19 protein-coding genes are annotated in these 23,248 nt (G+C 67.5%); 16 read left to right on the top strand and 3 right to left on the bottom strand.

The genetic code is table 11. The annotated features are described in order from the left end of the window. Positions 1–158 precede the first annotated feature (158 nt). The 10 genes from glpD (at position 159) to ACK4IU_RS08950 (ending at position 11,041) form a co-directional block, all read left to right on the top strand. Positions 159–1,805 (top strand): glycerol-3-phosphate dehydrogenase, encoded by a 1,647-nt coding sequence (gene glpD, locus ACK4IU_RS08995; protein WP_409733966.1) that lies wholly within the window; start codon positions 159–161, stop codon positions 1,803–1,805. Positions 1,806–1,815: 10 nt separating this feature from the next. Beyond that, positions 1,816–2,904: an ABC transporter ATP-binding protein gene (locus ACK4IU_RS08990; RefSeq protein WP_409733964.1), complete on the top strand. Its 1,089-nt coding sequence runs from the start codon at positions 1,816–1,818 to the stop codon at positions 2,902–2,904. Position 2,905: 1 nt separating this feature from the next. Beyond that, complete coding sequence (locus ACK4IU_RS08985; protein WP_409733962.1) at positions 2,906–3,976, top strand: ABC transporter ATP-binding protein; 1,071 nt, start codon at positions 2,906–2,908, stop codon at positions 3,974–3,976. 3 nt (positions 3,977–3,979) lie between these two features. Beyond that, positions 3,980–4,852 (top strand): carbohydrate ABC transporter permease, encoded by an 873-nt coding sequence (locus ACK4IU_RS08980; RefSeq protein ID WP_409733960.1) that lies wholly within the window; start codon positions 3,980–3,982, stop codon positions 4,850–4,852. After that, positions 4,852–5,655, top strand: a complete 804-nt coding sequence (locus tag ACK4IU_RS08975; RefSeq protein WP_409733957.1) for a carbohydrate ABC transporter permease — start codon at positions 4,852–4,854, stop codon at positions 5,653–5,655. The genes ACK4IU_RS08980 and ACK4IU_RS08975 overlap by 1 nt, the downstream gene beginning before the upstream one ends. A gap of 2 nt (positions 5,656–5,657) precedes the next feature. Continuing rightward, a complete protein-coding gene (locus tag ACK4IU_RS08970; protein WP_409733954.1) occupies positions 5,658–6,062 on the top strand; it encodes a DUF2160 domain-containing protein in 405 nt (134 codons plus the stop codon). Between the two features lie 81 nt (positions 6,063–6,143). Further along, a complete protein-coding gene (locus ACK4IU_RS08965; protein ID WP_409733952.1) occupies positions 6,144–7,865 on the top strand; it encodes an extracellular solute-binding protein in 1,722 nt (573 codons plus the stop codon). A 239-nt stretch (positions 7,866–8,104) separates the two neighbouring features. Further along, positions 8,105–9,589 (top strand): glycerol kinase GlpK, encoded by a 1,485-nt coding sequence (glpK, locus tag ACK4IU_RS08960; protein ID WP_409733949.1) that lies wholly within the window; start codon positions 8,105–8,107, stop codon positions 9,587–9,589. Continuing rightward, positions 9,586–10,755 carry an iron-containing alcohol dehydrogenase gene (locus ACK4IU_RS08955; RefSeq protein ID WP_409733947.1) on the top strand — a complete coding sequence of 390 codons (1,170 nt, stop codon included), beginning with the start codon at positions 9,586–9,588 and terminating at the stop codon, positions 10,753–10,755. The genes glpK and ACK4IU_RS08955 overlap by 4 nt, the downstream gene beginning before the upstream one ends. Before the next feature lie 109 nt (positions 10,756–10,864). Continuing rightward, complete coding sequence (locus ACK4IU_RS08950; RefSeq protein WP_409733945.1) at positions 10,865–11,041, top strand: hypothetical protein; 177 nt, start codon at positions 10,865–10,867, stop codon at positions 11,039–11,041. Here the strand turns inward: ACK4IU_RS08950 and ACK4IU_RS08945 are convergent. Continuing rightward, positions 11,038–11,811 carry an alpha/beta fold hydrolase gene (locus tag ACK4IU_RS08945; protein ID WP_409733942.1) on the bottom strand — a complete coding sequence of 258 codons (774 nt, stop codon included), beginning with the start codon at positions 11,809–11,811 and terminating at the stop codon, positions 11,038–11,040. The genes ACK4IU_RS08950 and ACK4IU_RS08945 overlap by 4 nt on opposite strands. Before the next feature lie 110 nt (positions 11,812–11,921). On the opposite strand from ACK4IU_RS08945, the gene ACK4IU_RS08940 reads away from it, so the two are divergent. Then, positions 11,922–12,293, top strand: a complete 372-nt coding sequence (locus tag ACK4IU_RS08940) for a hypothetical protein (protein WP_149588617.1) — start codon at positions 11,922–11,924, stop codon at positions 12,291–12,293. 62 nt (positions 12,294–12,355) lie between these two features. Here ACK4IU_RS08940 and ACK4IU_RS08935 read toward each other — a convergent pair whose 3' ends face one another. Next, positions 12,356–13,228 (bottom strand): DUF817 domain-containing protein, encoded by an 873-nt coding sequence (locus ACK4IU_RS08935; protein ID WP_409733939.1) that lies wholly within the window; start codon positions 13,226–13,228, stop codon positions 12,356–12,358. Positions 13,229–13,365: 137 nt separating this feature from the next. Here ACK4IU_RS08935 and ACK4IU_RS08930 point away from each other — a divergent pair, with 137 nt between their 5' ends. Beyond that, the gene (locus ACK4IU_RS08930; protein WP_409733936.1) at positions 13,366–14,289 is read left to right on the top strand and encodes an OST-HTH/LOTUS domain-containing protein; all 924 of its coding nucleotides are present in this window, start codon (positions 13,366–13,368) and stop codon (positions 14,287–14,289) included. A gap of 43 nt (positions 14,290–14,332) precedes the next feature. On the opposite strand, the gene glyA is transcribed toward ACK4IU_RS08930, so the two are convergent. Beyond that, complete coding sequence (gene glyA / locus ACK4IU_RS08925) at positions 14,333–15,628, bottom strand: serine hydroxymethyltransferase (RefSeq protein ID WP_409733933.1); 1,296 nt, start codon at positions 15,626–15,628, stop codon at positions 14,333–14,335. A gap of 237 nt (positions 15,629–15,865) precedes the next feature. Between glyA and ACK4IU_RS08920 the strand changes: the two genes are divergently transcribed. The 4 genes from ACK4IU_RS08920 (at position 15,866) to galE (ending at position 23,165) form a co-directional block, all read left to right on the top strand. Beyond that, positions 15,866–16,387: a tetratricopeptide repeat protein gene (locus tag ACK4IU_RS08920; RefSeq protein ID WP_409734059.1), complete on the top strand. Its 522-nt coding sequence runs from the start codon at positions 15,866–15,868 to the stop codon at positions 16,385–16,387. A 116-nt stretch (positions 16,388–16,503) separates the two neighbouring features. Then, a complete protein-coding gene (locus ACK4IU_RS08915; RefSeq protein WP_409733930.1) occupies positions 16,504–17,262 on the top strand; it encodes an NAD kinase in 759 nt (252 codons plus the stop codon). A gap of 176 nt (positions 17,263–17,438) precedes the next feature. Then, the gene (locus ACK4IU_RS08910; protein ID WP_409733927.1) at positions 17,439–22,091 is read left to right on the top strand and encodes a hypothetical protein; all 4,653 of its coding nucleotides are present in this window, start codon (positions 17,439–17,441) and stop codon (positions 22,089–22,091) included. Positions 22,092–22,178: 87 nt separating this feature from the next. Further along, positions 22,179–23,165 carry a UDP-glucose 4-epimerase GalE gene (gene galE, locus ACK4IU_RS08905; protein WP_409733924.1) on the top strand — a complete coding sequence of 329 codons (987 nt, stop codon included), beginning with the start codon at positions 22,179–22,181 and terminating at the stop codon, positions 23,163–23,165. Positions 23,166–23,248: the final 83 nt, after the last annotated feature.

Below are 23,248 nucleotides of genomic sequence, written 5' to 3'. Positions count from 1 at the left end.
TCTGCCACGACGGACAGCACCTGTCAGCGATTTTCTGCAACCGTGCGATCCGTTTCGTTTGTTTGCGTTTGCAGAAAGATCACCGTGCAATCGCAGCGTTGGCGCCGGAATCTGCGCGCAGATGTTCGTTTCACATAAAAACGCGCTAAAACGAAAAAATGTCATTGACGTCGTGGTGCCATTCGGCGCAGCTATGCGACGGGGGAGGAACTCAGGTGACAGAGGCATCGGCCGGGGTCGTCAGCGACCTTTTCATCATCGGCGGCGGGATCAACGGCTGCGGCATCGCCCGCGATGCCGTCGGTCGCGGCCTTACGGTGGCGCTGGCCGAACAGGGCGACCTGGCGCAAGGCACCTCCTCGGCCTCGACCAAGCTGTTTCACGGCGGCTTGCGCTACCTCGAATATTTCGAGTTCCGCCTCGTCCGCGAGGCGCTGGAGGAACGCGAGACGCTCCTCGTCGCCATGCCGCACATCAGCTGGCCCATGCGCTTCGTCCTGCCGCTCTCGCCCGACATGCGCTTCGACAGCGACACGCCGACCTCGCGGCTCCTCGGCTGGGTCATGCCCTGGGCGCGCGGGCGGCGGCCCGACTGGCTGATCCGGCTGGGGCTTTTCCTCTATGACACGATGGGCGGGCGCAAGATCCTGCCCGCGACGCGCACGCTGGACCTGCGCAAGGATCCCGCCGGGCGGCCGCTGAAGCCGAAGTTCACCAAGGCCTTCGAATACTCCGACTGCTGGGTCGAGGATTCGCGGCTCGTCGCGCTGAACGCCCGCGACGCGGCGCAGCGCGGCGCGCGCATCCTGACCCGCACCCGCGTCACCAGCGCCGACCGCCAGGGGGATCTCTGGCAGGTCACCACCGAAGGACCCCACGGCCGCGAAATCCACCGTGCCCGCGCCCTGGTGAACGCCGGCGGACCCTGGGTCGAAGAGGTAATCCGCAACGTGGCCCGGATCAACTCGTCGGAAGGCGTGCGCCTCGTGCGCGGCTCGCACATCGTGACGAAAAGGCTTTTCGACCACGACCGCTGCTATTTCTTCCAGGGCGCGGACGGGCGGATCATCTTCGCCATTCCCTACGAACAGGACTTCACCCTGATCGGCACCACCGACAAGGACCACAAGGGCGCCCCCCGGGATGCCCATTGCACCGACGAAGAGCGCGATTATCTCCTGGCCTTCGCCTCGGAGTATTTCGACCGTCCGGTGACGCGCGAAGACGTGGTCTGGACCTATTCCGGCGTCCGGCCGCTCTACAACGACGGCGCCAAGTCGGCCACGGCGGCGACGCGCGACTATGTCCTGTCGCTCGACCAGAACGGCGCGCCGCTTCTGAATGTGTTCGGCGGCAAGATCACCACCTATCGCCGCCTGGCCGAATCCGCGCTGGCGAAACTCGCGCCCTTCTTTCCGCAGGCGAAAGCTGCATGGACGGCCCGCGTGCCCTTGCCCGGCGGCGACTTCCCTCATGACGGGGTGGCGGCGCTGACCGCGCGACTGAAGCAGAACCACCCGTTCCTGACCGACTACTGGGCTGCTCGACTGGTGCGCGCCTATGGGACCGACGCCGAACGGATCCTGGGCGGCGCCACCACAGCCGAGGCGCTGGGCCAGGACTTCGGCGCCACGCTGACCGAAGCCGAGGTGCGCTGGCTGATGAACCACGAATACGCAAGCAGCGCGGCCGACGTGGTCTGGCGGCGCTCAAAGCTGGGCCTGCGGATGACCGCCGACCAGATCGAGACTTTGGACCGCTTCATGGCGGACGCCGCCCGGGCCGCGCGCCCGGCGGCGGAATAGGGGGCTGGGAATGACGCTGGAATTGCAGGGGGTTTCACGATCGGTCGCGGGCAGGGTGCACATCCACCCCACCGACCTGACCCTGAAGAACGGCACGATGAACGTGCTTCTCGGCCCCACTCTGGCAGGCAAGACCAGCCTGATGCGGCTGATGGCGGGGCTCGACAAGCCCACCACGGGCCGCATCCTCTGGGAGGGCGCGGACGTCACCGGACAGCGCGTGCAGGATCGCAAGGTGGCGATGGTCTATCAGCAGTTCATCAACTACCCCGGTCTGACGGTTTACGAGAACATCGCCTCGCCGCTGCGCCTGATGGGGCGCCCGAAGGACGAGATCGACCGGGCGGTGCGCCAGACGGCCGAGATGCTGCGCCTGACCCCGATGCTGCAACGCAAGCCCCTGGAGCTGTCGGGCGGCCAGCAGCAGCGCTGCGCGCTGGCCCGGGCGCTCGTGAAGGGTGCGGGGCTGGTGCTTCTGGACGAGCCTCTCGCCAATCTCGACTACAAGCTGCGCGAGGAACTGCGGATCGAGATCCCACGCATCTTCGAGTCGTCGGGCGCGATCTTCGTCTATGCCACCACCGAACCGGAAGAGGCGCTTCTCCTCGGCGGCAACACCGCGACGCTCTGGGAAGGCCGCGTCACCCAGTTCGGCCCGACGCCCACGGTCTATCGGCTGCCCGAGGACGCGACGACCGCCCGCGTCTTTTCCGATCCGCCGATGAACTTCGTGACCACCCGCAAGGAGGCAGGCCGGCTGACCTTTGGCGAAAGCGCCCACGCCCCTGCCAAGGGCGAAGCCTACCATCTGCCCGACGGCACCTATCAGGCCGGGTTCCGCGCGAACCATGTCACGCTGAACCGCCATTCCGGCGATGCGGTGGAGTTCCGCTGCATCCTCGGCGCGACCGAGATCACCGGGTCGGAAACCTTCGTCCACCTGACCCACGGGCAGGACCGCTGGGTCGGGCTGGTCCATGGCGTCCATCCCCTGACCGCCGGATCGCAGACCTCGGTCTTTGTCGATCCCGCGCATGTCTATCTGTTCGACTCGACGGGCCGGCTTGCCGCGCCTGCCCCTTATGCGATGGCGGCCTGACATGTCCCGGATCACGCTTTCCAACCTGGCCCACAGCTACCTGCCGAACCCGACCTCGGACGCGGACTACGCGTTGAAGGAGATGGACCACGTCTGGGACGACGGCGGGGCCTATGCGCTGCTCGGCGCCTCGGGCTGCGGCAAGACCACGCTTCTCAACATCATCTCGGGCCTGCTGCGCCCCAGCCAGGGCCGGGTCCTGTTCGGCGACCGCGACGTGACCGACGCGCCGACCACGGAACGCAACATCGCGCAGGTGTTCCAGTTCCCGGTGGTCTACGACACGATGACCGTGCGCGACAATCTGGCCTTTCCGCTGCGCAACCGGGGCATGGATGCGGCCTATGTCGCCCGCCGGGTGGACCAGATCGCGAAGATGATCGGCATGGAGGCCGACCTGAACCGCAAGGCGCGCGGGCTGACCGCGGATGCCAAGCAGAAGATCAGCCTCGGCCGCGGCATGGTGCGCGAGGACGTGAACGCGATCCTCTTCGACGAGCCGCTCACCGTCATCGACCCCCACATGAAATGGGAACTGCGCACGCAGCTGAAATCGCTGCACCGCGAGTTCGGTCACACGATGATCTACGTCACCCACGACCAGACCGAGGCGCTGACCTTCGCCGACAAGGTGGTGGTGATGCACGACGGTCGGGTGGTGCAGATGGGCACGCCGGAAGAGCTGTTCGAGACCCCGGCCCATACCTTCGTCGGCTATTTCATCGGCTCGCCGGGGATGAACCTCCTCGACGCCGAGATCGCAGGATCCGAGGCGCGCCTGCAAGGCGTCTCGGTGCCGCTGGGTGCGGCCTACGGGCCAACAACTGGCCGCACCCAGATCGGCATCCGCCCGGACTATGTCGCCATTTCGGACGAAGGGCTGCCGGTCACCGTGAAACGGGTCGAGGACGTGGGCCGCCATCGCATCGTCCGGGCAGAATTCCAGGGCCAGCCGCTGAACGCGATCCTGCCCGAGGGGATGACCGTTCCGCCCGACCCCCGCGTCGCGTTCGCGCCGGCCAAGATCAACGTCTACGCCAACGACTGGCGCGTTTCTCCGATGGGGGCCTGACCGATGGAAAAGACCCAGAACAACAAGGCCTGGTTCCTGGTCCTGCCGGTCCTCGCGCTGGTGGCCTTCTCGGCCGTCCTGCCGCTGATGACGGTGGTCAACTACGCCTTCAATGACACCTTCGGGAACAACCAGTTCTTCTGGACCGGGATCGAATGGTTCGACGACATGATCCATTCCGACCGCCTGCGCGCGGCCCTTGGCCGGCAGGTGATGTTCTCGCTCATCATCCTGGCCATAGAGGTGCCGCTGGGCATCTTCATCGCGCTGAACATGCCGAAAAAGGGCTTCTGGGCCTCGTTCTGCCTGGTCCTGATGGCGCTGCCGCTCCTGATCCCGTTCAACGTCGTGGGTACGATCTGGCAGATCTTCGGCCGGGTTGACATCGGCCTTCTCGGGCACACCCTGGCGGCGATGGGCATCGACTACAACTACACCAACGACCCGATCGACGCCTGGATCACCGTCATCGTCATGGATGTCTGGCACTGGACCTCGCTGGTGGCGCTCCTGTGCTATGCGGGCCTCCAGTCGATCCCGCAGGCCTATTATCAGGCCGCCAAGATCGACCAGGCGACCCGCTGGTCCGTCTTTCGCTACATCGAACTGCCGAAGATGAAGGGCGTCCTTCTCATCGCCGTCCTCCTCCGCTTCATGGACAGCTTCATGATCTATACCGAGCCCTTCGTCGTCACCGGCGGCGGCCCCGGCAACTCCACCACCTTCCTGTCGATCGACCTGGCCAAGATGGCCACCGGCCAGTTCGACCTCGGCCCCGCCGCCGCCTTCTCGATCATGTACTTCCTGGTCATCCTGTTGATCTCATGGGTCTTCTACACCGTGATGACCAACCTCGACCGCGAGGAGAACCGCTGATGCGCTTCCGTGCCAACGCCGTCGTGATGACGATCTACCTCTTGTTCCTGCTGATCCCGATCTACTGGCTGATCGGCATGAGCCTGAAGACCAACACCGAGATCACCTCGTCCTTCACGCTGTTCCCGCAGAACCTCACTTTCCGCAACTACATGGTCATCCTGACCGACCCGTCCTGGTACATGGGCTATGTCAACTCGATGATCTACGTCACGATGAACGTGGTCATCACCATCACCGTGGCGCTTCCTGCCGCCTATGCCTTCAGCCGCTACAGTTTCATGGGCGACAAGCACCTGTTCTTCTGGCTTCTGACCAACCGCATGGCCCCCCCGGCCGTCTTCGCGCTGCCCTTCTTCCAGCTCTACTCGGCGATGAACCTGATCGACACCCACATCGCCGTGGCGCTGGCGCATTGCCTGTTCAACGTGCCGCTGGCCGTCTGGATCCTCGAAGGCTTCATGCGCGGAGTGCCCAAGGAAATCGACGAGACCGCTTATATCGACGGCTATTCCTTCCCGACCTTCTTCGTGAAGATCTTCATGCCGCTCATCGCCAGCGGGATCGGGGTCGCCGCCTTCTTCTGCTTCATGTTCTCCTGGGTCGAGCTTCTCCTCTCCCGCACGCTGACCACCACGGCCGCCAAACCCATCGCCGCGACCATGACCCGCACCGTCTCGGCAAGCGGGATGGACTGGGGGGTGCTCGCCGCCGCCGGGGTCCTGACCATCGTGCCGGGCGCGCTCGTGATCTACTTCGTCCGCAACTACATCGCCAAGGGCTTCGCCCTGGGGAGGGTGTGACCATGACCTCTGCCCGCTGGACCACGATCTACCTCGTCGCCGCCGCGATCATGCTTGCCATCCTCGCCATGCTCTACGCCGCCGTGCCGGTGAAGGATGGCGTCAAGGACTGGACCGGCCAGCTGATCCCCGGCTTCTGGATGGCCTGGACCTTCCCCGTCGCGCTGTTCTTCTGGTGCATCGCCGCACTTCTCATCCTGATGACGCTGCTCGCCATCCGTTTCCCGGAAACGCCCCGGGTAGGCATCCTGCGGATCGAGACAACACGCGGCGACCGGCTGTTCATCACCCTTCTGGGCTCGGCCTTCATCCACCTGGCCTGGCTCTACTTCGCGGGCCCCGACGCACTCTGGGGCGCGCTTCTCCTCTCCCTCGCCTATGCCGCCGCGGTTTTCCGCTGGGTCTAGGCGAGGGGCACTGACGACCCCGGATCGGGCGACCGGACCGGGCAAAACCAAGGCAAACGTCTCAAATCTGGGAGGATTCACATGAGACTTCGCACAACCGCAACCGCCATGGCCCTTGCGCTCATGGCCATGCAGGGCCCCGCCTGGGCCGACATGGAGGCGGCGAAAGCCTTCCTCGATGCCGAGATCGGCGATCTGTCGGTGCTGAGCCGCGCCGAGCAGGAAGCCGAGATGCAGTGGTTCATCGACGCCGCCAAGCCCTATGCGGGCATGGAGATCAAGGTGGTCTCGGAAACCATCACCACCCACGAATACGAATCCAAGGTGCTGGCCCCGGCCTTCACCGCGATCACCGGGATCAAGGTCACCCATGACCTGATCGGCGAAGGCGACGTGGTGGAAAAGCTGCAGACGCAGATGCAGTCGGGCGAGAACATCTATGACGCCTACATCAACGACTCGGATCTGATCGGCACCCACTGGCGCTATCAGCTGGCCCGCAACCTGACCGACTGGATGGCGGGCGAAGGCGCTGCGGTGACGAACCCCGGTCTCGACCTGAACGACTTCATCGGGCTGAAGTTCACCACCGGCCCGGATGGCAAGGTCTACCAGCTGCCCGACCAGCAGTTCGCCAACCTCTACTGGTTCCGCTACGACTGGTTCACCGACCCCAAGACCATGGAGGACTTCAAGGCCAAGTATGGCTATGACCTCGGCGTTCCGGTCAACTGGTCGGCCTACGAGGACATCGCCGAATTCTTCACCGGCCGCGACATGTCCTACATCGGCGGTCCGGCGACCGGCGTCTATGGCAACATGGACTACGGCAAGAAGGACCCCTCGCTCGGCTGGCGCTACACCGACGCCTGGATGTCGATGGCCGGCATGGGCGATGTGGGCGAGCCGAACGGCCTGCCGGTCGACGAATGGGGCATCCGCGTGGACGAGAACTCGCGTCCCGTCGGCTCCTGCGTGGCGCGCGGTGGTGCGACGAACGACGCAGCCGCGGTCTATGCCGTGACCAAGGCGATCGAGTGGCTGCAGAAGTACTCGCCGCCGGAAGCGCAGGGCATGACCTTCGGCGAGGCGGGTCCCGTCCCGGCGCAGGGCTCCATCGCCCAGCAGATGTTCTGGTACACCGCCTTCACCGCCGACATGGTCAAGCCCGGCCTGCCGGTGATGAACGAGGACGGCACGCCCAAGTGGCGCATGGCCCCCTCGCCGCATGGCGTCTACTGGAAAGAGGGGATGAAGATCGGCTATCAGGATGCCGGGTCCTGGACCCTGCTCAAGTCCACCCCGGTGGACCGTGCCCAGGCCGCCTGGCTCTATGCCCAGTTCGTCACCTCGAAGACCGTGGACCTGAAGAAGTCCGACGTCGGCCTGACCTTCATCCGCGAGTCGACGATCAACAGCCAGCACTTCACCGACCGCGCACCCAAGCTGGGCGGCCTGATCGAGTTCTACCGCTCGCCGGCCCGCGTCCAGTGGTCGCCGACCGGGACGAACGTGCCGGACTATCCGAAGCTCGCGCAGCTGTGGTGGCAGAACATCGGCGACGCCATGTCGGGGGCCAAGACCCCGCAGGAGGCGCTCGATGCCCTCTGCGCCGAGCAGGAGAAGGTGCTGGAGCGGCTTGAGCGCGCCGGCGTCCAGGGCGACATCGGTCCCAAGCTGAACGAGCCGCAGGATCCGCAGGTCTGGCTTGACGCGCCGGGCGCCCCGGTCGCCAAGCTCGAGAACGAGGAGGAGGAGCCCAAGACCGTCAGCTACGACGAGCTGATCAAGTCCTGGCAGTAAGCTGAAACGGTCCCGGGCGGCGCGCAACTGTTCCGCCCGGGCCCGATTTCTTAGAAGAAATCGGATCGGAGCCTTCAAAGGCTCCGGTCCGGAGTTTTCAGAAACTCCGGGTCGCGCGATGGGGTTTCCGGCACGGATCCAAACCTTGAGATTTCCCTAACGCCCGCGACCAAGCCATTGTAATCCTTTCTACTACAGCGATTGTCCACCGTGGACACATCTTCCGGCAGGCCACAGACATGACCCATATCCTCGCCATCGACCAGGGCACCACCTCTTCCCGCGCGATCCTGTTCGACGCCTCGCAGAGGCCGGTCGCCCAGGCCCAGGAAGAATTTCCCCAGCACTACCCCCGCCCCGGCTGGGTGGAACACGACCCCGCCGATCTCTGGTCCACCGTCGCGGCCACCGCGCGGGCCGCGATCGAGAAGGCCGGGATCAAGGCCGGTGACATCGCCGCCATCGGCATCACCAACCAGCGCGAGACGACGCTGATCTGGGACCGCAAGACCGGCCAGCCGATCCACCCCGCCATCGTCTGGCAGGACCGGCGCACGGCGGACACCTGCGCCGCCCTGAAGGATCAGGGCCACGAGGCGATGATCACCGCCAGGACCGGCCTCCTCCTCGACCCCTATTTCTCGGGGACCAAGGTCAAGTGGCTGCTCGACCACGTCGAGGGCGCCCGCGACCGGGCGAAACGCGGCGAGCTGGCCTTCGGCACCGTGGACACCTGGCTGATCTGGAACCTGACTGGCGGGAAGGTCCATGCCACCGACGCCACCAACGCCTCGCGCACCCTTCTCTACAACATCGCCGAGGGGGCCTGGGACGAGGATATCTGCCGCCTCCTCGACGTGCCGATGTCGCTACTCCCCGAGGTGAGGGACTGCGCCGCCCCCTTCGGCCTGACCCGCCCCGACCTCTTCGGCCGCGAGATCCCGATCCTGGGCGTCGCGGGCGACCAGCAGGCCGCGACCGTGGGCCAGGCCTGCTTTGCCCCCGGCATGATGAAATCGACCTACGGCACCGGCTGCTTCGCGCTTCTGAACACCGGCGCCGACAGGGTGCCCTCGAAGAACCGGCTGCTGACCACCATCGCCTACCAGCTGAAGGGCCAGCCCACCTACGCCCTCGAAGGCTCGATCTTCATCGCGGGCGCCGTGGTCCAGTGGCTCCGCGACGGGCTGAAGATCATCCGCGAGGCGAAGGAGACTCAGCCCCTTGCCGAAGCCGCCGAAGAGGCGCAGGGCGTGATCCTCGTCCCCGCCTTCACCGGTCTCGGCGCGCCCTACTGGCGGCCCGACTGCCGGGGCGCGGTCTTCGGGCTGACGCGCAATTCCGGCCCCGCCGAGTTCGCCCGCGCGGCTCTGGAAAGCGTGGGCTACCAGACCCGCGACCTTCTGGAGGCGATGCGGGCCGACTGGGGCACGGAGGCGCAGGGCGTCCTGCGGGTGGACGGGGGCATGACCGCCAGCGACTGGACGATGCAGTTCCTGGCTGACATCCTCGGCGCCCCGGTGGACCGGCCCAGGGTCACCGAGACGACGGCCCTTGGCGCCGCCTACCTGGCTGCGATGCAGGCGGGCGTGGCCGGCGGGCCCGATGAATTCGCGAAGTCCTGGGCGCTCGACCGCCGGTTCTCGCCACAGATGGACGCCGCCACCCGCGACGCGAAATACGCGCGCTGGCGCAAGGCCATCACCGCCACGATGAGCCTATGACGGCTCCGCGCGCCGAGGAATTTTCGGCGAAAATTCTTGGGTTGCCAACGGCCTTCGCCATCACCCAGCCCGGCCGCATCCTCTTTGGCCGCGGCGAGGCGGCGAAGGCCCCGGGCCTTATCCGCGCCTTCGGGGCCCGGGTGCTTGTCGTCCACGGCGCAAACCCCGCCCGCGCCGCCTGGCTGATCGCGGCGCTGGGGCCGGAGACCCTGGCCCTGCCCTGCGCGGGCGAACCCTCCCTCGCTGACTTGGAGTCCGCCCTGGCCACCGCCCGCGCGCACCGCCCCGACTGCGTGGTGGCCGTCGGCGGCGGGGCGGCGCTGGACCTGGGCAAAGCGCTGGCGGCGCTGATCCCGGCGCCCTCCGGGCCGCTGGATCACCTGGAAGTCGTGGGCAAGGGCCGGCCGCTGACGGCCGATCCACTGCCCTTCGTCGCGATCCCGACCACGGCGGGGACGGGGGCTGAGGTGACGAAGAATGCGGTCATCGCGGTCGAGGGTCGCAAGGTTTCCTTGCGCGACGACCGGATGGTGGCGTGGCTGGCCATCGTCGATCCGGCGCTGACAGACGGTTGCCCGCGGGAGGTGACGCTGGCCTCGGGCCTCGATGCGGTAACGCAGGTGATCGAGCCCTATGTCTCGGTCAAGGCGACGCCCTACACCGACGCGCTTGCGCGGCCCGCGATCGGACCCGGGCTCGCGGCGCTGATCCGGCTGATGCAGGACGAGGACGTAGCGGCGCGCGACCGGATGGCCTGGACCAGCCTCTGCGGCGGGCTGGCGCTGGCCAACGCGGGGCTCGGGGCGGTGCACGGCTTCGCGGGGGTGATTGGCGGCATGACCGGCGCAGCGCATGGCGCGATCTGCGGCGCGCTATTGGGGCCGGTGCTTGCCGTGAACCGGGCGGCGGCGGGCGGCCAGGCGCGCGCCCGCCTGGACGAGGTCTGTTCGGTTCTGGCCGAGGTGCTGGGGTCGAGTGAGGCCGAGGCTCCGGCCGCGTTGCAGGCCTGGGCCTGGGCCGAGGGGCTGCCGGGTCTCGCCGCGCTCGGGGTCGCAGACGAGGACCACGCCGGGATTGCCGCCGCCGCGATGTCGGCCTCGTCGATGAAGGGCAATCCGGTCGCCCTGACCGAGGCGCAATTGCGCGATATCCTGGCAGCGGCCTGAGCGGGATCGCCTCGGCATCCGCTGCGTGCGGCCTTGACGCCGATCAATGCGCCGGCAGCGAAAGCCAGCCAGACAGGATCCGATGCGCGAACGGCAGGAGGTTGCAGCCATGCGCCTGATGATGATCCTGTTCTCGATGATCGGCACCGCCCTTGCCGGGTCTGGGGTAATCCTGGTCCTGACCCTGGGCTATGGCACGCTCTGGCCGATCGTCGGGGCGGCAGCGGCCGGGGCGGCCCTGGCCCTGCCGGTAAGCTGGCTGGTCGCCCGGCAGATCGAGGGCTAGGCCTCCAGAAAGACCCGGACGGTTTCCTCGAACTCGCGTGGCTTTTCGGCATGCAGCCAGTGGCCCGCGCCGGGGATCTTCGCGAAGCGTGCCTTCGGGAACAGGGCGCGGATCGTCTCGCGGTGTTCGGGCAGGACATAGCGGCTTTCGGCGCCGGTCAGGAACAGGGCGGGGTGGTCGAACACGCCCAGGGTTCCCGGCCAGCCGACGATCTTCGGCATCTCGGCTTCCAGCACCGGCAGGTTCAGCCGCCAGCGCGGCGGGCGCTGGCGCAGATCGAGCGATTGCAGGAAGAAGGCGCGCAGGGCGGGGTCGTCGATCCGGGCCGACAGCGCCGCGTCCGCCTCGGCCCGCGTGGTGATCCGCGACAGGTCGATCTCGGCCATGGCGCGGGCGTTGCGGGTCTGGTCGTGGGCATAGGCCACCGGCGCGATGTCGGCGACGACCAGGCGGCGGATCAGCTCGGGGCGGGTCAGCGCGAGTTGCATCGCGGCCTTCCCTCCCATCGAATGGCCCAAGAGGTCCACCGGCTGCGGCCCTAGGCTCTCGATCACCTCGGCCAGGTCGGCGGCCATCTCGGGATAGCTCTGGGTCGGAAAGCGCGGGCTCTCGCCATGGTTGCGCATGTCCACTGCCACCACCTCGCGCCGGTCGGCCAGGCGGCGGGCGATGACGCCCCAGTTCCGGCCCGAGCCGTATAGCCCGTGCGCGATGACCAGGGTCGGGGCCTCGGGGGCCGTTGCGGCGGGGTGGCGAATCGTGGCGAGCATGGGTTTTCCATAGCGATTTCGAGAGCTTCAGGCCAGCGAACCCGACGCAGGGCGGTTGATCGTCCCGGCAAACGACACTAGGTTCTGCGGGGGCGGTGGAGGGTGGCAAGATGAGTGCGGTGACGATCCAGCAGATGGCGGATCGGGTGGCGCAGCTTCTGGAAGAGAGGCTGGGACTGGGCGGCAAGGGACTCGCCGCCAAGCTGAAGCGGGCCGGTCGCCTCTTGCCGCGCAAGGTGCGCGATGCGGGCAGGCTGCTGGCCGGCGCGGCCCAGAAGGCGCAGAACCCCAAGCTTCTGGGGCAGATCGACATGGGCGAGGTGACCGAGGCCTACGATGTCTGCCTGAAGCATCTGATCGCGATCGACCCGGTGAGCCGCCGGCGCGACCTGTTCGCGGGCATTGTCGGCTCGGTCGGCTTCGGGGTGCTGGTGCTGGCCGTGGCCATCTTCGGCTTCCTCGCCTGGCGGGGCTATTTCTGAGACCCTGTCCACGGTGGACAGGGACGGAGTGGTTTCCAGAACAAGGGCCTGGTTTTCAGCCTTTACGATTTCGCAAGAATTTCCCCGGATGGGCCCGGGTCCAGTGCCCGGGCATGCAGCGCCCGGCGGGTGACCAGCGTCACCGTGACGAAGGCGACGTACACCAGCAGATACCACGAGCCGAGCTTGGCGAAGCTGACCATTTCGCCCTGGATCTGGCCCGAGTAGATCCAGGTGCCGGTCGCGGTGCCCACGTTCTCGGCCACCCAGAGCGCCAGCGCCGACAGGAAGGCGGCGACAGGCAAGGGCATCCACCAGTGCCGGTCGTGGATGCGGAACCAGATCCGCGTGCGGCCGTAAAGCGCCACGGTGGCCACGAACAGCGCCGGGCGGATGTCGGGCAGGATATGGTGGGCGAAGAAGTTGACATAGATCGCGGCGGCCAGGAGGACGGTCAGCGGAAAGCGCGGGTAGGGCGCGAAGGCCATGTCGAAGACGCGGATCACGCGCGCCATGTAGCTGCCGACCGCGGCATACATGAAGCCCGAGAAGAGGGGCACGCCCATCAGCTTGAAGATCCCCGGCTCGGGATAGGCCCAGGAGCCGGCGCCGACCTTGAACCACTCCATCGCCGTGCCGGTGAGGTGGAAGAGGAGGATCACGCGGGCTTCCTCCCAGGTTTCGAGTTTGGTCCAGAGGAAGATGACTTGCATCGCGATGGCGATGAGGAAGAGGGCGTCGTAGCGGTGAAGGGGCCAGTCGGGCTGCCAGATGGCCTTGGTGCCGAGGATCGCCAGAAGCAGGAGGGCGCCGAAGAGACAGGCCCAGCCCTGTTTCAGGACGAACATCACGAGTTCGGCCACCGCGAAGGGCAGCCGGGCCCGGGCCCAGTCGCCCATGCGGTGTTCGAGCGTGCGGGTGTCGCGGTCAGTCATGCGGATCCTTCGGCAGGGGGCTGGAGGATGTCACCCCGGAACGGCGCTCGGGTCAAGGCAGGGTTCGTCCCGCGCGCCGGGCTTGGAAACGGGCTGCTGATGTGCTGGCATGGTCGCGTTGGCAGCGGCGAGGCGCGATGTCGGACGATGACCTGAAGGCGCAGCAGGACGAGGTCAGCCGGCTGATCGGTCGCTGCCTACTGCGTTTGCAGCAGTACGAAGGCCAGCTGAAGGCCATCCTCGCGCATCACGACCTGTCGGCCGGGCCTGAGGGGCTCGAGGCCGTGCTCGCGGACTGCGGCGCGGGGCTGTCGCGCCAGACGCTTGGGAAGTTGATCGAGAAACTCTCAGGCTCTGTCCTTGTCGCCGGCGAGCCGGGCGAGGTGGTGGACAGGGACGGCCCCGACGCGACGGAAGGTGCCCCCACGGTCTGGGTCACCCTGCGGCTGGGTCTGACCGAGGAGGAGCAAATCCGAACGGAAGCGGACCTGCGCGATCTGCTGGGGCTTCGCAACGATCTGGTCCATCACTTCATGGCGCGGCATGATCTGTGGTCTGTAGACGGGTGCCGGGTTGCGCAGGCAGAGCTTGCCGTAAGTTGCGACCGGATCGGTCGGCATCTCGAAAGGCTTCGAGAATGGGCTGCGGACATGGATCGGGCGCGGCAAGAGGCGGTGGAACATCTCCGGTCCGATACATTCCAGAACCTGGCAATCCACGGGATCCTGCCGGACGGGACGGTGGACTGGCCCGCGAGCAGCCTTGTCAGCGGTTTCCGAGAGGCTGCGCAGGCCCTGGCCGGGGCCGGGGAAAGCTGGGTTTCCGTGGCAGAAGCGGGGAAATGGCTTGTCCAGAAGTACCCGGACCAGACCCCGGAGCGGTTCGGCTGCAGGACGTGGCAGCATGCCTTGCAGGAGTCTCGCCTGTTCGACCTGCGTCATCGAGCCACGGCCGATGGCTGCGTTCTCTGCTTCCGGGCGAGACGGACCTCGTCCGGCGACAGGACAGCAGAACAGACCTGGCGACTCGGAGATGGCGGGGCCGTGCCCAGCAGGACGTAGCGGAGCGGGTGGGCGGATTGCCCACCCTACCGGGCGTTCGCCCTCACAGCTCCGGGTAGATCGGGAAGCGCTGGCAGAGGGCTTCGACCTCGGCCTTCACCTTGGCCTCGACCGCGCCATTGCCGTCCTCGCCATTGGCGGCGAGGCCGTCGACGACCTCGATGATCCATCGGGCGATCTGGCGGAATTCGGGTTCACCGAAGCCGCGCGTCGTTCCTGCGGGCGTGCCGAGGCGGACGCCGGAGGTGATTGTCGGCTTTTCGGTGTCGAAGGGGATGCCGTTCTTGTTGCAGGTGATATGCGCGCGGCCGAGCGCCTTTTCGGTGGCGTTGCCCTTGACGCCCTTGGGGCGCAGGTCAACCAGCATGAGATGCGTGTCGGTGCCGCCGGTGACGATGTCGAGTCCGCCCTTCATCAGCTCGTCCGCGAGCGCCTGGGCGTTCTTGATGACCTGAGCCTGGTAATCCTTGAAGCCGGGGCGCAGCGCCTCGCCGAAGGCCACGGCCTTGGCGGCGATGACATGCATCAGCGGGCCGCCCTGGATGCCGGGGAAGATCGCCGAGTTGACTTTCTTCGCGATCTCCTCGTCGTTCGTCAGGATCATGCCGCCGCGCGGGCCGCGCAGCGTCTTGTGCGTCGTGGTGGTCGCCACATGGGCATGCGGGAAGGGGCTGGGGTAGAGGCCCGCGGCCACGAGGCCCGCGAAATGCGCCATGTCCACCAGCAGGTAGGCGCCCACGCTGTCGGCGATCTCGCGCATCCGCTTGAAGTCGATGATGCGGGGGATGGCCGAGCCGCCGGCGATGATGAGCTTGGGCTTGTGCTCGGTCGCGAGTTCCTGGACCTGGTCGTAGTTCAGCGTCAGGTCCTGCTTGCGCACGCCATACTGCACGGCGTGGAACCACTTGCCGGACTGGTTCGGCGCCGCGCCATGGGTCAGGTGGCCGCCCGCATCCAGCGACATGCCGAGGATGGTGTCGCCGGGTTTCAGCAGCGCCTGGAACACGCCCTGGTTGGCCTGGGAACCCGAGTTCGGCTGGACGTTTGCGAAGCCGCAGCCGAACAGCTTGCAGGCGCGCTCGATCGCCAGGTTCTCGGCGATGTCCACATACTGGCAGCCGCCGTAATAGCGCTTGCCGGGATAGCCCTCGGCATACTTGTTGGTCATCACCGAGCCCTGCGCCTCCATCACGGCGCGGGAGACGATGTTTTCCGAGGCGATCAGCTCGATCTCGTGGCGCTGGCGGCCGAGCTCCTGGGTGATCGCGCCGAACAGTTCCGGATCGCGGGAGGACAGGGGTTCGGTGAAGAAGCCGGTATCGCGGTGGGGGGCGTTCATCGTCAGGTCCTCCGGGCGTGGGTGTGCGGCGGTATTTAGACCAAGCGGATGCGACGGGAAAGGCAAGAAAGCGACAGGTCCGGCACCGGCCGCGAAATATTCTTGCCGCAGGTGACGGACGCGGCGGCGCCCTCGCCCCACAGCGGCAACTGTCGCCGGCTTGCGGCGGGATGCGTCCATGGTCAGAGTGCGACGTGAAAGACATTGTGCCGGGAAGGAGGCAAGTCTGTGACGGGGATGGTCGTCCGTGCGTCCTTGCTGGCGCTTGTGCTGTCGGGGTCTGCTGCCCGTGCCGACGATTGGCAGGCTTGTCATGCCGGCGACCAGGATGCCTGCCTCGCCGGTTCGCGTGCGGCGCAGGCGGCCGGCGACGATGCGCTGCTGCTGAAGTTCATCCGCAAGGGGTGCGACCTGGGCAATGTCATCTCCTGTTCGGATCTCGGGATGAGCTATCTGGTCGGTCTCGGCCAGGCGGCCGATCCGGATCGGGCGATCCCGCTGCTGCGGGACGGGTGCGACAAGGGCTATGGCCGGGCCTGCGGCAACCTTGGTTGGGCCTACTACACCGGCACCGGGCTTGACCGGGATCCTGCGCAGGCCGCGCGTCATTACCGGCTGGGCTGCGACGGGGGCAGCGGTCCCGCCTGTCGCAACCTGGGCCTGATGTATCAGGCGGGGGACGGCGTGCCACAGGATGGCGCCCAGGCAACCCGATTGTTCGACCGCGCCTGTGACCTGGGTGTGGACAGCCTCTGCTGAACGGGCAGCCGGCCAGGGCCGGAGGAACAGGCGGGCGTCGGGCTGGATGCGGGGACAGGGGTTGAGTTCGCTGCGTGTCCCGGACAAGACTTGGCAGCCGGTCGGGAGGGGCTCAAGTGCGCATCAGATTCACGGCGAGCAAGGCAGAGGCGGCGGTCACCGCGCTTGCGGCGCTGACGGCGCGCTACGGCCAGGCCGACGCGCGGTCGGCCGAGGTGATCGTGGCGCTGGGCGGCGATGGGTTCATGTTGCAGACCCTGCACGCGGCGCATGGGCGGCGGTTGCCGGTCTATGGCATGAACTGCGGCACGATCGGCTTCCTGATGAACGCCTATGCCGAGGACGGGCTGATCGAGCGGCTGCGGGCGGCTGAGGAGACGGTGATCAACCCTCTGGCGATGCGGGCGCAGAATGCGAAGGGCCGCGTGACCGAGGCGCTGGCGATCAACGAGGTCTCGCTTCTGCGCCAGGGTCCGCAGGCGGCAAAGCTGCGGGTTTCCATCGACGGGCGGGTGCGGATGGACGAACTGGTCTGCGACGGGGCGCTGGTGGCGACCCCGGCGGGATCCACCGCCTACAACTACTCGGCGCATGGGCCGATCCTGCCCATCGGGTCGGACGTGCTGGCGCTGACCGCGATGTCGGCCTTCCGACCGCGGCGCTGGCGGGGGGCGCTGTTGCCCCGGACCGCCCTGGTGCGGTTTGACGTGATCGAGGCGGAGAAGCGCCCGGTCATGGCCGATGCCGATAGCCGGTCCTCTGTCCGCGATGTCGTCAGCGTCGAGGTGCGCTCGGAGGACAGCGTGCGCCACCGGCTCTTGTTCGACCCCGGTCACGGGCTCGAGGAACGGCTGATCGGCGAACAGTTCGTCTGAACGCCTGCGTCGCGCCGACCCGGATTGGCCGGTGCGGAGCGCAGTCGGGCCTGACCGCTCGGCTTTGCAGAAAATCCTGTCCACTTGCCGCGTTTCCGCCCTGATCGGATCACCCGGCATTAGGACTTCGACCGGCATCCTCACCCTTGGGTACATGGGTGTGTTCGGGGCCGGAAGTGATCAACTTTCTGGTGGTGGAGACGTTCACGGCGGCGCCGCTGAACGTGATCTCCGGAATCTGCGATCTGGAGCTTGTGGTGCAGGGCGGCAAGACGCTGCTTTACACCGCGACCCGGGCTGGCGGCGGCGTCCTCGCGCTGGAAGTCGGGGCGTCGATGACGCTGCTCGACCAGGAAAACATCGCCCCCGGGACAGCCCTGCCGGCCCCGGCAACGATCGAGACCGTGGTCATCAACGGCACCACCCACCTGATCGTGACCGGGGCGAACCAGGCCGGGGTCAACGCCTTCGGCATCTCAGGGACCGGCGCGCTGAACAGCCCGATCCAGCTGCCGGGCAGCCTCTCGGGCGCGATCTCGGCGCAATGCGTGGTGCAGGTCGGCGGGGCGACCTATTTCTACGCCGCGCGGATGGGCGACAGCACGATCCACACCTATTCGGTGGCCGCCAACGGCACGATGACCCTGGTCGGATCGAAGATCCTGGACGGACCCCACACCGGCATCGACATCGGCGACATGATCCCGGTCACCGTGGCCGGGCAACGCTTTCTGGTCAGCCTCTCGCTGGAGGCCGACGTAGTGCGCGCCTTCCCGATCGCCGCCAACGGAACGCTGGGCAATCCGACCGTGATCGGCGCGCCGCAGGGGCTGGGGATCGCCGATCCCTCGGCGGTCAGGATGGTCGAGATGGCGGGGACCAGCTATCTGCTCGTCGCCTCGCCCAATTCGTCGTCGATCAGCGTCATCGCCCTGACCGCCGACGGGGCGATCACCGTCACCGACCATGTGATCGACACGCTGGACACCCGGTTCCAGTCGGTGCTGACGCTGGCCACCGCCCAGGTCGGCGACCGGGTCTTCGTCATCGCCGGCGGCGGCGACGACGGGCTGACGGTGATGACGCTGATGCCGGACGGCCGGCTGGTCAACTGCGGTCAGCTGCTCAGCGGGCAGGGCCTGCCGTTCGAGAACATCACCGCCATGACCGCGCGGGTGGTGAACGGGGTGATCGAGATCTTCATCGCCACCGAGGGCGCCGGGATCACCCGGTTGCAGATCGACCCCGGCACGCTGGCGCCGATCCAGACCGGCGGGGCTTCGGACGACACGCTCACGGGCGCGGCCGGGTCGGACATGGTCATCGGCGGCGACGGGGCCGAGGTGATCCAGGGCGATCAGGGCAACGACATCCTGGCCGATGGCGGCGGCTGCGACACGCTTTATGGCGGGGCGGGGGCCGACATCTTCGTCCTCGCGGCCGATGCCGCGCATGACGTGATCGCGGACTTCCAGTTCGGCATCGACCGGATCGACCTGTCGGCCTGGGGCCGGATCCATTCGCTGGCCGCGCTGACGATCACCGCCACCGCCACGGGCGCGCTGATCTCCTACGGGGACGAAACGCTGGAGCTGATCTCGTCGAACGGCCTGCCGCTGATGCCGGGCAATTTCCAGCTGCGCGATTTCATCGGCCTCTGGCACGCGCTGCCGACGCCGCCCGACCCCGAGAACATGCTCTATGGCACCAACCAGATCGACTTCATCACCGGAACGGCCGGCGATGACATGTTCCTGGTCTCGACCGGGGCGGACACGATCAACGGCGGCGCGGGGTTCGACACCATCGTCCTCACCGGGGCCACGGCCGGGGTCCGGGTCAACCTCGATGTGCTGAGCCAGAACACGCAACTGGCGGCCGGGCAGATCTACATCTCGATCGAGGGGATCACCGGATCCCACTTCTCCGACACATTGACCGGCAATGCGGTCGACAACCGGATCGACGGGCTGGACGGAAACGACCGGCTGAGCGCCGGCGCCGGCGCCGACAGCCTGTTCGGCGGCAACGGCAACGACACCATGCTGGGCGGGCTCGGGGCCGACATTCTGGACGGCGGCGCCGGCCGTGACCGGGCCAGCTACCGCGAGGCAACGACCGCCGTGCTTGCTGATCTGGCCAATCCGGGCCTGAACACCGGCGAGGCGGCGGGCGACAGCTATGTCTCGATCGAGGACATGGAAGGCGGCGCCGGCGCGGACACGCTTCTCGGCGACGCGCAGGCCAACGCCCTGCACGGCGTGGACGGCCACGACCGGCTCGAGGGGCGCAGCGGCAATGACAGCCTCTATGGCGGCGACGGCAACGACACGCTGATCGGCGGCGAGGGCGCGGACCGGCTGGAGGGCGGCAACGGCATCGACATCGTCAGCTACGAGACGGCCACCGCTGCGGTCCGGATCGACCTGGTCACGTCCAGCCAGAACCAGGGCGAGGCGCTGGGCGATGTGTTCCTCACCATCGAAGGGTTCATCCTGACCGCCTTCGCCGACAGCTTCTCGGGCTCGGCTGCGGCAGAGACTGTCCAGGGCGGAGCCGGCAACGACACTCTTTCTGGCCTTGGCGGGGCCGACATGCTGTCCGGCGGGGCGGGCAATGACCTGCTTTATGGCGGGGACGGCGACGACACGCTGATCGGCGGCGCGGGGGCGGACCGGCTGGAGGGCGGGGCGGGAGTGGACCTGGCCAGCTATGCCGGGGCCGCGGCGGGCGTGCTGGCCGACCTGACGACCCCGGGCCTGAACACGGGCGAGGCGCAGGGCGATATCTATGTGGTGGTCGAGGATCTGGAGGGCACCTCCTTCAACGACACGCTTGCCGGGGACGGGGCCGCGAACCGGCTCTATGGCGGGATGGGCAACGACAGCCTGTCAGGGCGTGCCGGAAACGACATGCTGTTCGGTAGCGAAGGCAACGACATCCTGCTGGGCGGAGCCGGGTCCGATATCCTTTATGGCGGCGCGGGGTTCGACATCGCCTCCTATGCCGACAGCACCACCGCCCTGCGGGTCGATCTGGAAACCCCGTCCCTGTCCACCGGCCTTGCGCAGGGCGACCTGTTTTCCGACATCGAGGGCCTGACCGGCGGCAGTGGCGCCGACACGCTGCAAGGCGACGGGCAGGCGAACCTGCTGACGGGCGGGCTCGGCAGCGACATCCTGGAAGGCCGGCTGGGCAATGATACGCTTTACGGCGAGGACGGGCTCGACAGTCTTTACGGCGGCGATGGCGACGACCTGCTGGATGGCGGGGTCGGCAACGACCGGCTGGAGGGCGGCAGCGGAAACGACCGGCTGCTTGGCGGTGACGGCAACGATCTTCTCTATGGCGGCGATGCCGAGGATGTGCTGGAGGGCAGGCTGGGCGACGACATGCTCTTCGGCGGTCTTGGCAACGATCTCCTCGACGGCGGGGCCGGCAACGACCGGCTGGAGGGCGGGTCGGGCCTGGACACGATCCTGGGCGGCGACGGCAACGACCTGCTGTATGGCGACGACGACAGCGATTGGCTGGATGGCGGGATCGGCAACGACACGCTCTATGGCGGGACGGGCGAGGACAGTCTGGACGGCGGCACCGGGACGGACCGGCTGGAGGGCGGTCTGGGAAATGACCTCTACATCATCGACGTGGCCGGGGATGTGGTGGTTGAGGCCGCCGGCGCGGGGACCGACACGGTGCGGACCACGCTGGTGAGCTGCACCCTGGGCGCCAATCTGGAGATCCTGGTGTTCACCTCGGCGGTCAGCGTCCTGGGCACCGGCAACACGCTGGACAACACGATCGCGGCGGGGGCGGGCAATGACACGCTGTTGGGTCTGGCGGGGCTGGACTGGCTCTATGGCGACGCCGGCAACGACAGCCTGGACGGCGGGGACGACACCGATGCGCTCTGGGGCGGCACGGGCGACGACACGCTGATCGGCGGCAACGGCGGTGACAACCTGCAAGGCGAGGTGGGCAATGACCGGCTCTACGGCGGCGCCGGGGTGGACTGGCTGTTCGGCGGCGATGGCGAGGACCGGCTGGAAGGCGGCACCGAGACCGATGCGCTGTTCGGTGGCTTCGGCAACGACTCGCTCTACGGCGACAACGGTGGCGACAACCTCGACGGCAGTTATGGAAACGACCTGTTATACGGCGGGCAGGGGATCGACTGGCTCTATGGCTCGTTCGGCGAGGATTCGCTCTACGGCGGGACCGAGACCGACGCGCTGTTCGGGCAGGAGGGTCATGACCTTCTGGACGGCGGTGACGGCGGCGACAACCTGGACGGCGGCACCGGCGATGACACCCTGAACGGCGCGGCGGGTAACGACTGGCTCTACGGCCAGGAGGGCCAGGATTCGCTGAACGGCGGCGACGATGACGACGTGCTCTGGGGCGGGGCCGACAGCGACACGCTGACGGGCGGCAACGGCGCCGACCATCTGGACGGCGGCGAGGGCGCCGACTGGCTGACCGGCGGCGCGGGACGCGATGTCTATCACGGCGGCCTCGGGGTCGATCACTTCGTCATCAACACCGCCGATGCCGAGGACCTGTTCCTCGACTTCACCTCGGGCACCGACCGGGTGGTGCTGGACCGCGCGGCGCTGGGCATCGCGGCCGGGGCGACGCTGGCCGGGATGTGGCAGACCGGGGCGGGGCTGCCGGCCAGCTTCGGCAGCGGGCCGGTCCTCTACTGGGACACCAACTTCCGCGCACTGTTCCTCGACCTCGACGGAGGATCCAGCGCCAATGCGGTGGCGCTGTTCAGCATGGAGGAGGGCTGTTCCCTCGCGCTGGGGGACCTGATGTTCCTCTGATCCGGCCCGACGTCGGGGACGGGCTGGACAAGCGCGGTGGTTTCAACGCACACCACGCGCCGGGGCCGGATATTGGGGGCAGGGGCGATGACGGATCGAGTGCTGGTGACGGGCGGGGCGGGCTATATCGGCGCGCATGCCTGCAAGGCGCTGGCGCGGGCCGGGTTCATCCCGGTCGTGTTCGACAATCTCTCGACCGGCTGGAAGGGCGCGGTGCAATGGGGTCCGCTGGTGAAGGGCGATCTGATGGACCGCGCCGCGATCGACGCGGCGCTGGCCGAGCACCGGCCCGTTGCGGTGATGCATTTCGCCGCGCTGTCGCTGGTGGGCGAGTCGATGAAGGACCCCGGCCGCTACTGGCGCGTCAATGTCACCGGCGCCTTGAACCTGCTCGAATCCTGCGCGGCGGCGGGGGTGCGGAACTTCGTCTTCTCCTCGACCTGCGCCACCTACGGCGACCAGGACGGGGTGCTCCTGACCGAGGACACCCCGCAGCGGCCGATCAACGCCTATGGCGGCTCGAAACTGGCAATTGAACAAATGCTGCGCGATTTCGGCGTTGCCGCCGGGATTTCGCATGTGATCTTCAGGTATTTCAACGTCGCGGGCGCCGACCCCGAGGGCGAGACGGGCGAGCAGCACACGCCCGAGACCCATCTGATCCCGCTGATGCTGGACGCGGTGGTGGGCAAGCGCCCGGCGCTGACGGTCTTCGGCACCGATTATCCGACGCCGGACGGCACCTGCGTGCGCGACTATGTGCATGTCTCGGACCTGGCGGATGCGCATGTCCTTGGGCTGCAACGGCTGCTCGCGGGCAAGGGGAACGGGGTCTATTGCCTGGGCACCGGGCGCGGTTTTTCGGTGCGCGAGGTGATCGAGGCCAGCCGCATGGTCACCAACCGCGAGGTTCCGGTGGTCATCGGCGACCGGCGGCCGGGCGATGCGGCGATGCTCGTCTCGTCCTCGACCCATGCCATCGAGGAGCTGGGCTGGGAGCCGAAACGGTCCACCCTGCGGCAGATGATCGGCGATGCCTGGGCCTGGGCGCAGAAGCCGGGGTTCTCGGAATAGGCGCACGATTTCTTCAAGGAAATCGTGTCGGAGCCTGGCAAGGCTCCGGTCCGGACTTTTTGAAAAGTCCGGGCTGCCGCCCG

Source organism: Tabrizicola flagellatus, assembly GCF_046295235.1.
Classification (GTDB): domain Bacteria; phylum Pseudomonadota; class Alphaproteobacteria; order Rhodobacterales; family Rhodobacteraceae; genus Tabrizicola; species Tabrizicola flagellata_A.
This window is presented reverse-complemented; position numbering and strand designations above follow the sequence as displayed.

Coding starts and splice junctions, on each gene's coding strand:
- glyA (WP_409733933.1), bottom strand. CDS start 15,628: ATGAACGCCCCCCACCGCGATACCGGCTTCTTCACCGAACCCCTGTCC.
- ACK4IU_RS08985 (WP_409733962.1), top strand. CDS start 2,906: ATGTCCCGGATCACGCTTTCCAACCTGGCCCACAGCTACCTGCCGAAC.
- glpK (WP_409733949.1), top strand. CDS start 8,105: ATGACCCATATCCTCGCCATCGACCAGGGCACCACCTCTTCCCGCGCG.
- ACK4IU_RS08980 (WP_409733960.1), top strand. CDS start 3,980: ATGGAAAAGACCCAGAACAACAAGGCCTGGTTCCTGGTCCTGCCGGTC.
- glpD (WP_409733966.1), top strand. CDS start 159: ATGTCATTGACGTCGTGGTGCCATTCGGCGCAGCTATGCGACGGGGGA.
- galE (WP_409733924.1), top strand. CDS start 22,179: ATGACGGATCGAGTGCTGGTGACGGGCGGGGCGGGCTATATCGGCGCG.
- ACK4IU_RS08930 (WP_409733936.1), top strand. CDS start 13,366: ATGTCGGACGATGACCTGAAGGCGCAGCAGGACGAGGTCAGCCGGCTG.
- ACK4IU_RS08990 (WP_409733964.1), top strand. CDS start 1,816: ATGACGCTGGAATTGCAGGGGGTTTCACGATCGGTCGCGGGCAGGGTG.
- ACK4IU_RS08945 (WP_409733942.1), bottom strand. CDS start 11,811: ATGCTCGCCACGATTCGCCACCCCGCCGCAACGGCCCCCGAGGCCCCG.
- ACK4IU_RS08950 (WP_409733945.1), top strand. CDS start 10,865: ATGCGCCTGATGATGATCCTGTTCTCGATGATCGGCACCGCCCTTGCC.
- ACK4IU_RS08965 (WP_409733952.1), top strand. CDS start 6,144: ATGAGACTTCGCACAACCGCAACCGCCATGGCCCTTGCGCTCATGGCC.
- ACK4IU_RS08920 (WP_409734059.1), top strand. CDS start 15,866: ATGGTCGTCCGTGCGTCCTTGCTGGCGCTTGTGCTGTCGGGGTCTGCT.
- ACK4IU_RS08935 (WP_409733939.1), bottom strand. CDS start 13,228: ATGACTGACCGCGACACCCGCACGCTCGAACACCGCATGGGCGACTGG.
- ACK4IU_RS08955 (WP_409733947.1), top strand. CDS start 9,586: ATGACGGCTCCGCGCGCCGAGGAATTTTCGGCGAAAATTCTTGGGTTG.
- ACK4IU_RS08975 (WP_409733957.1), top strand. CDS start 4,852: ATGCGCTTCCGTGCCAACGCCGTCGTGATGACGATCTACCTCTTGTTC.
- ACK4IU_RS08940 (WP_149588617.1), top strand. CDS start 11,922: ATGAGTGCGGTGACGATCCAGCAGATGGCGGATCGGGTGGCGCAGCTT.
- ACK4IU_RS08970 (WP_409733954.1), top strand. CDS start 5,658: ATGACCTCTGCCCGCTGGACCACGATCTACCTCGTCGCCGCCGCGATC.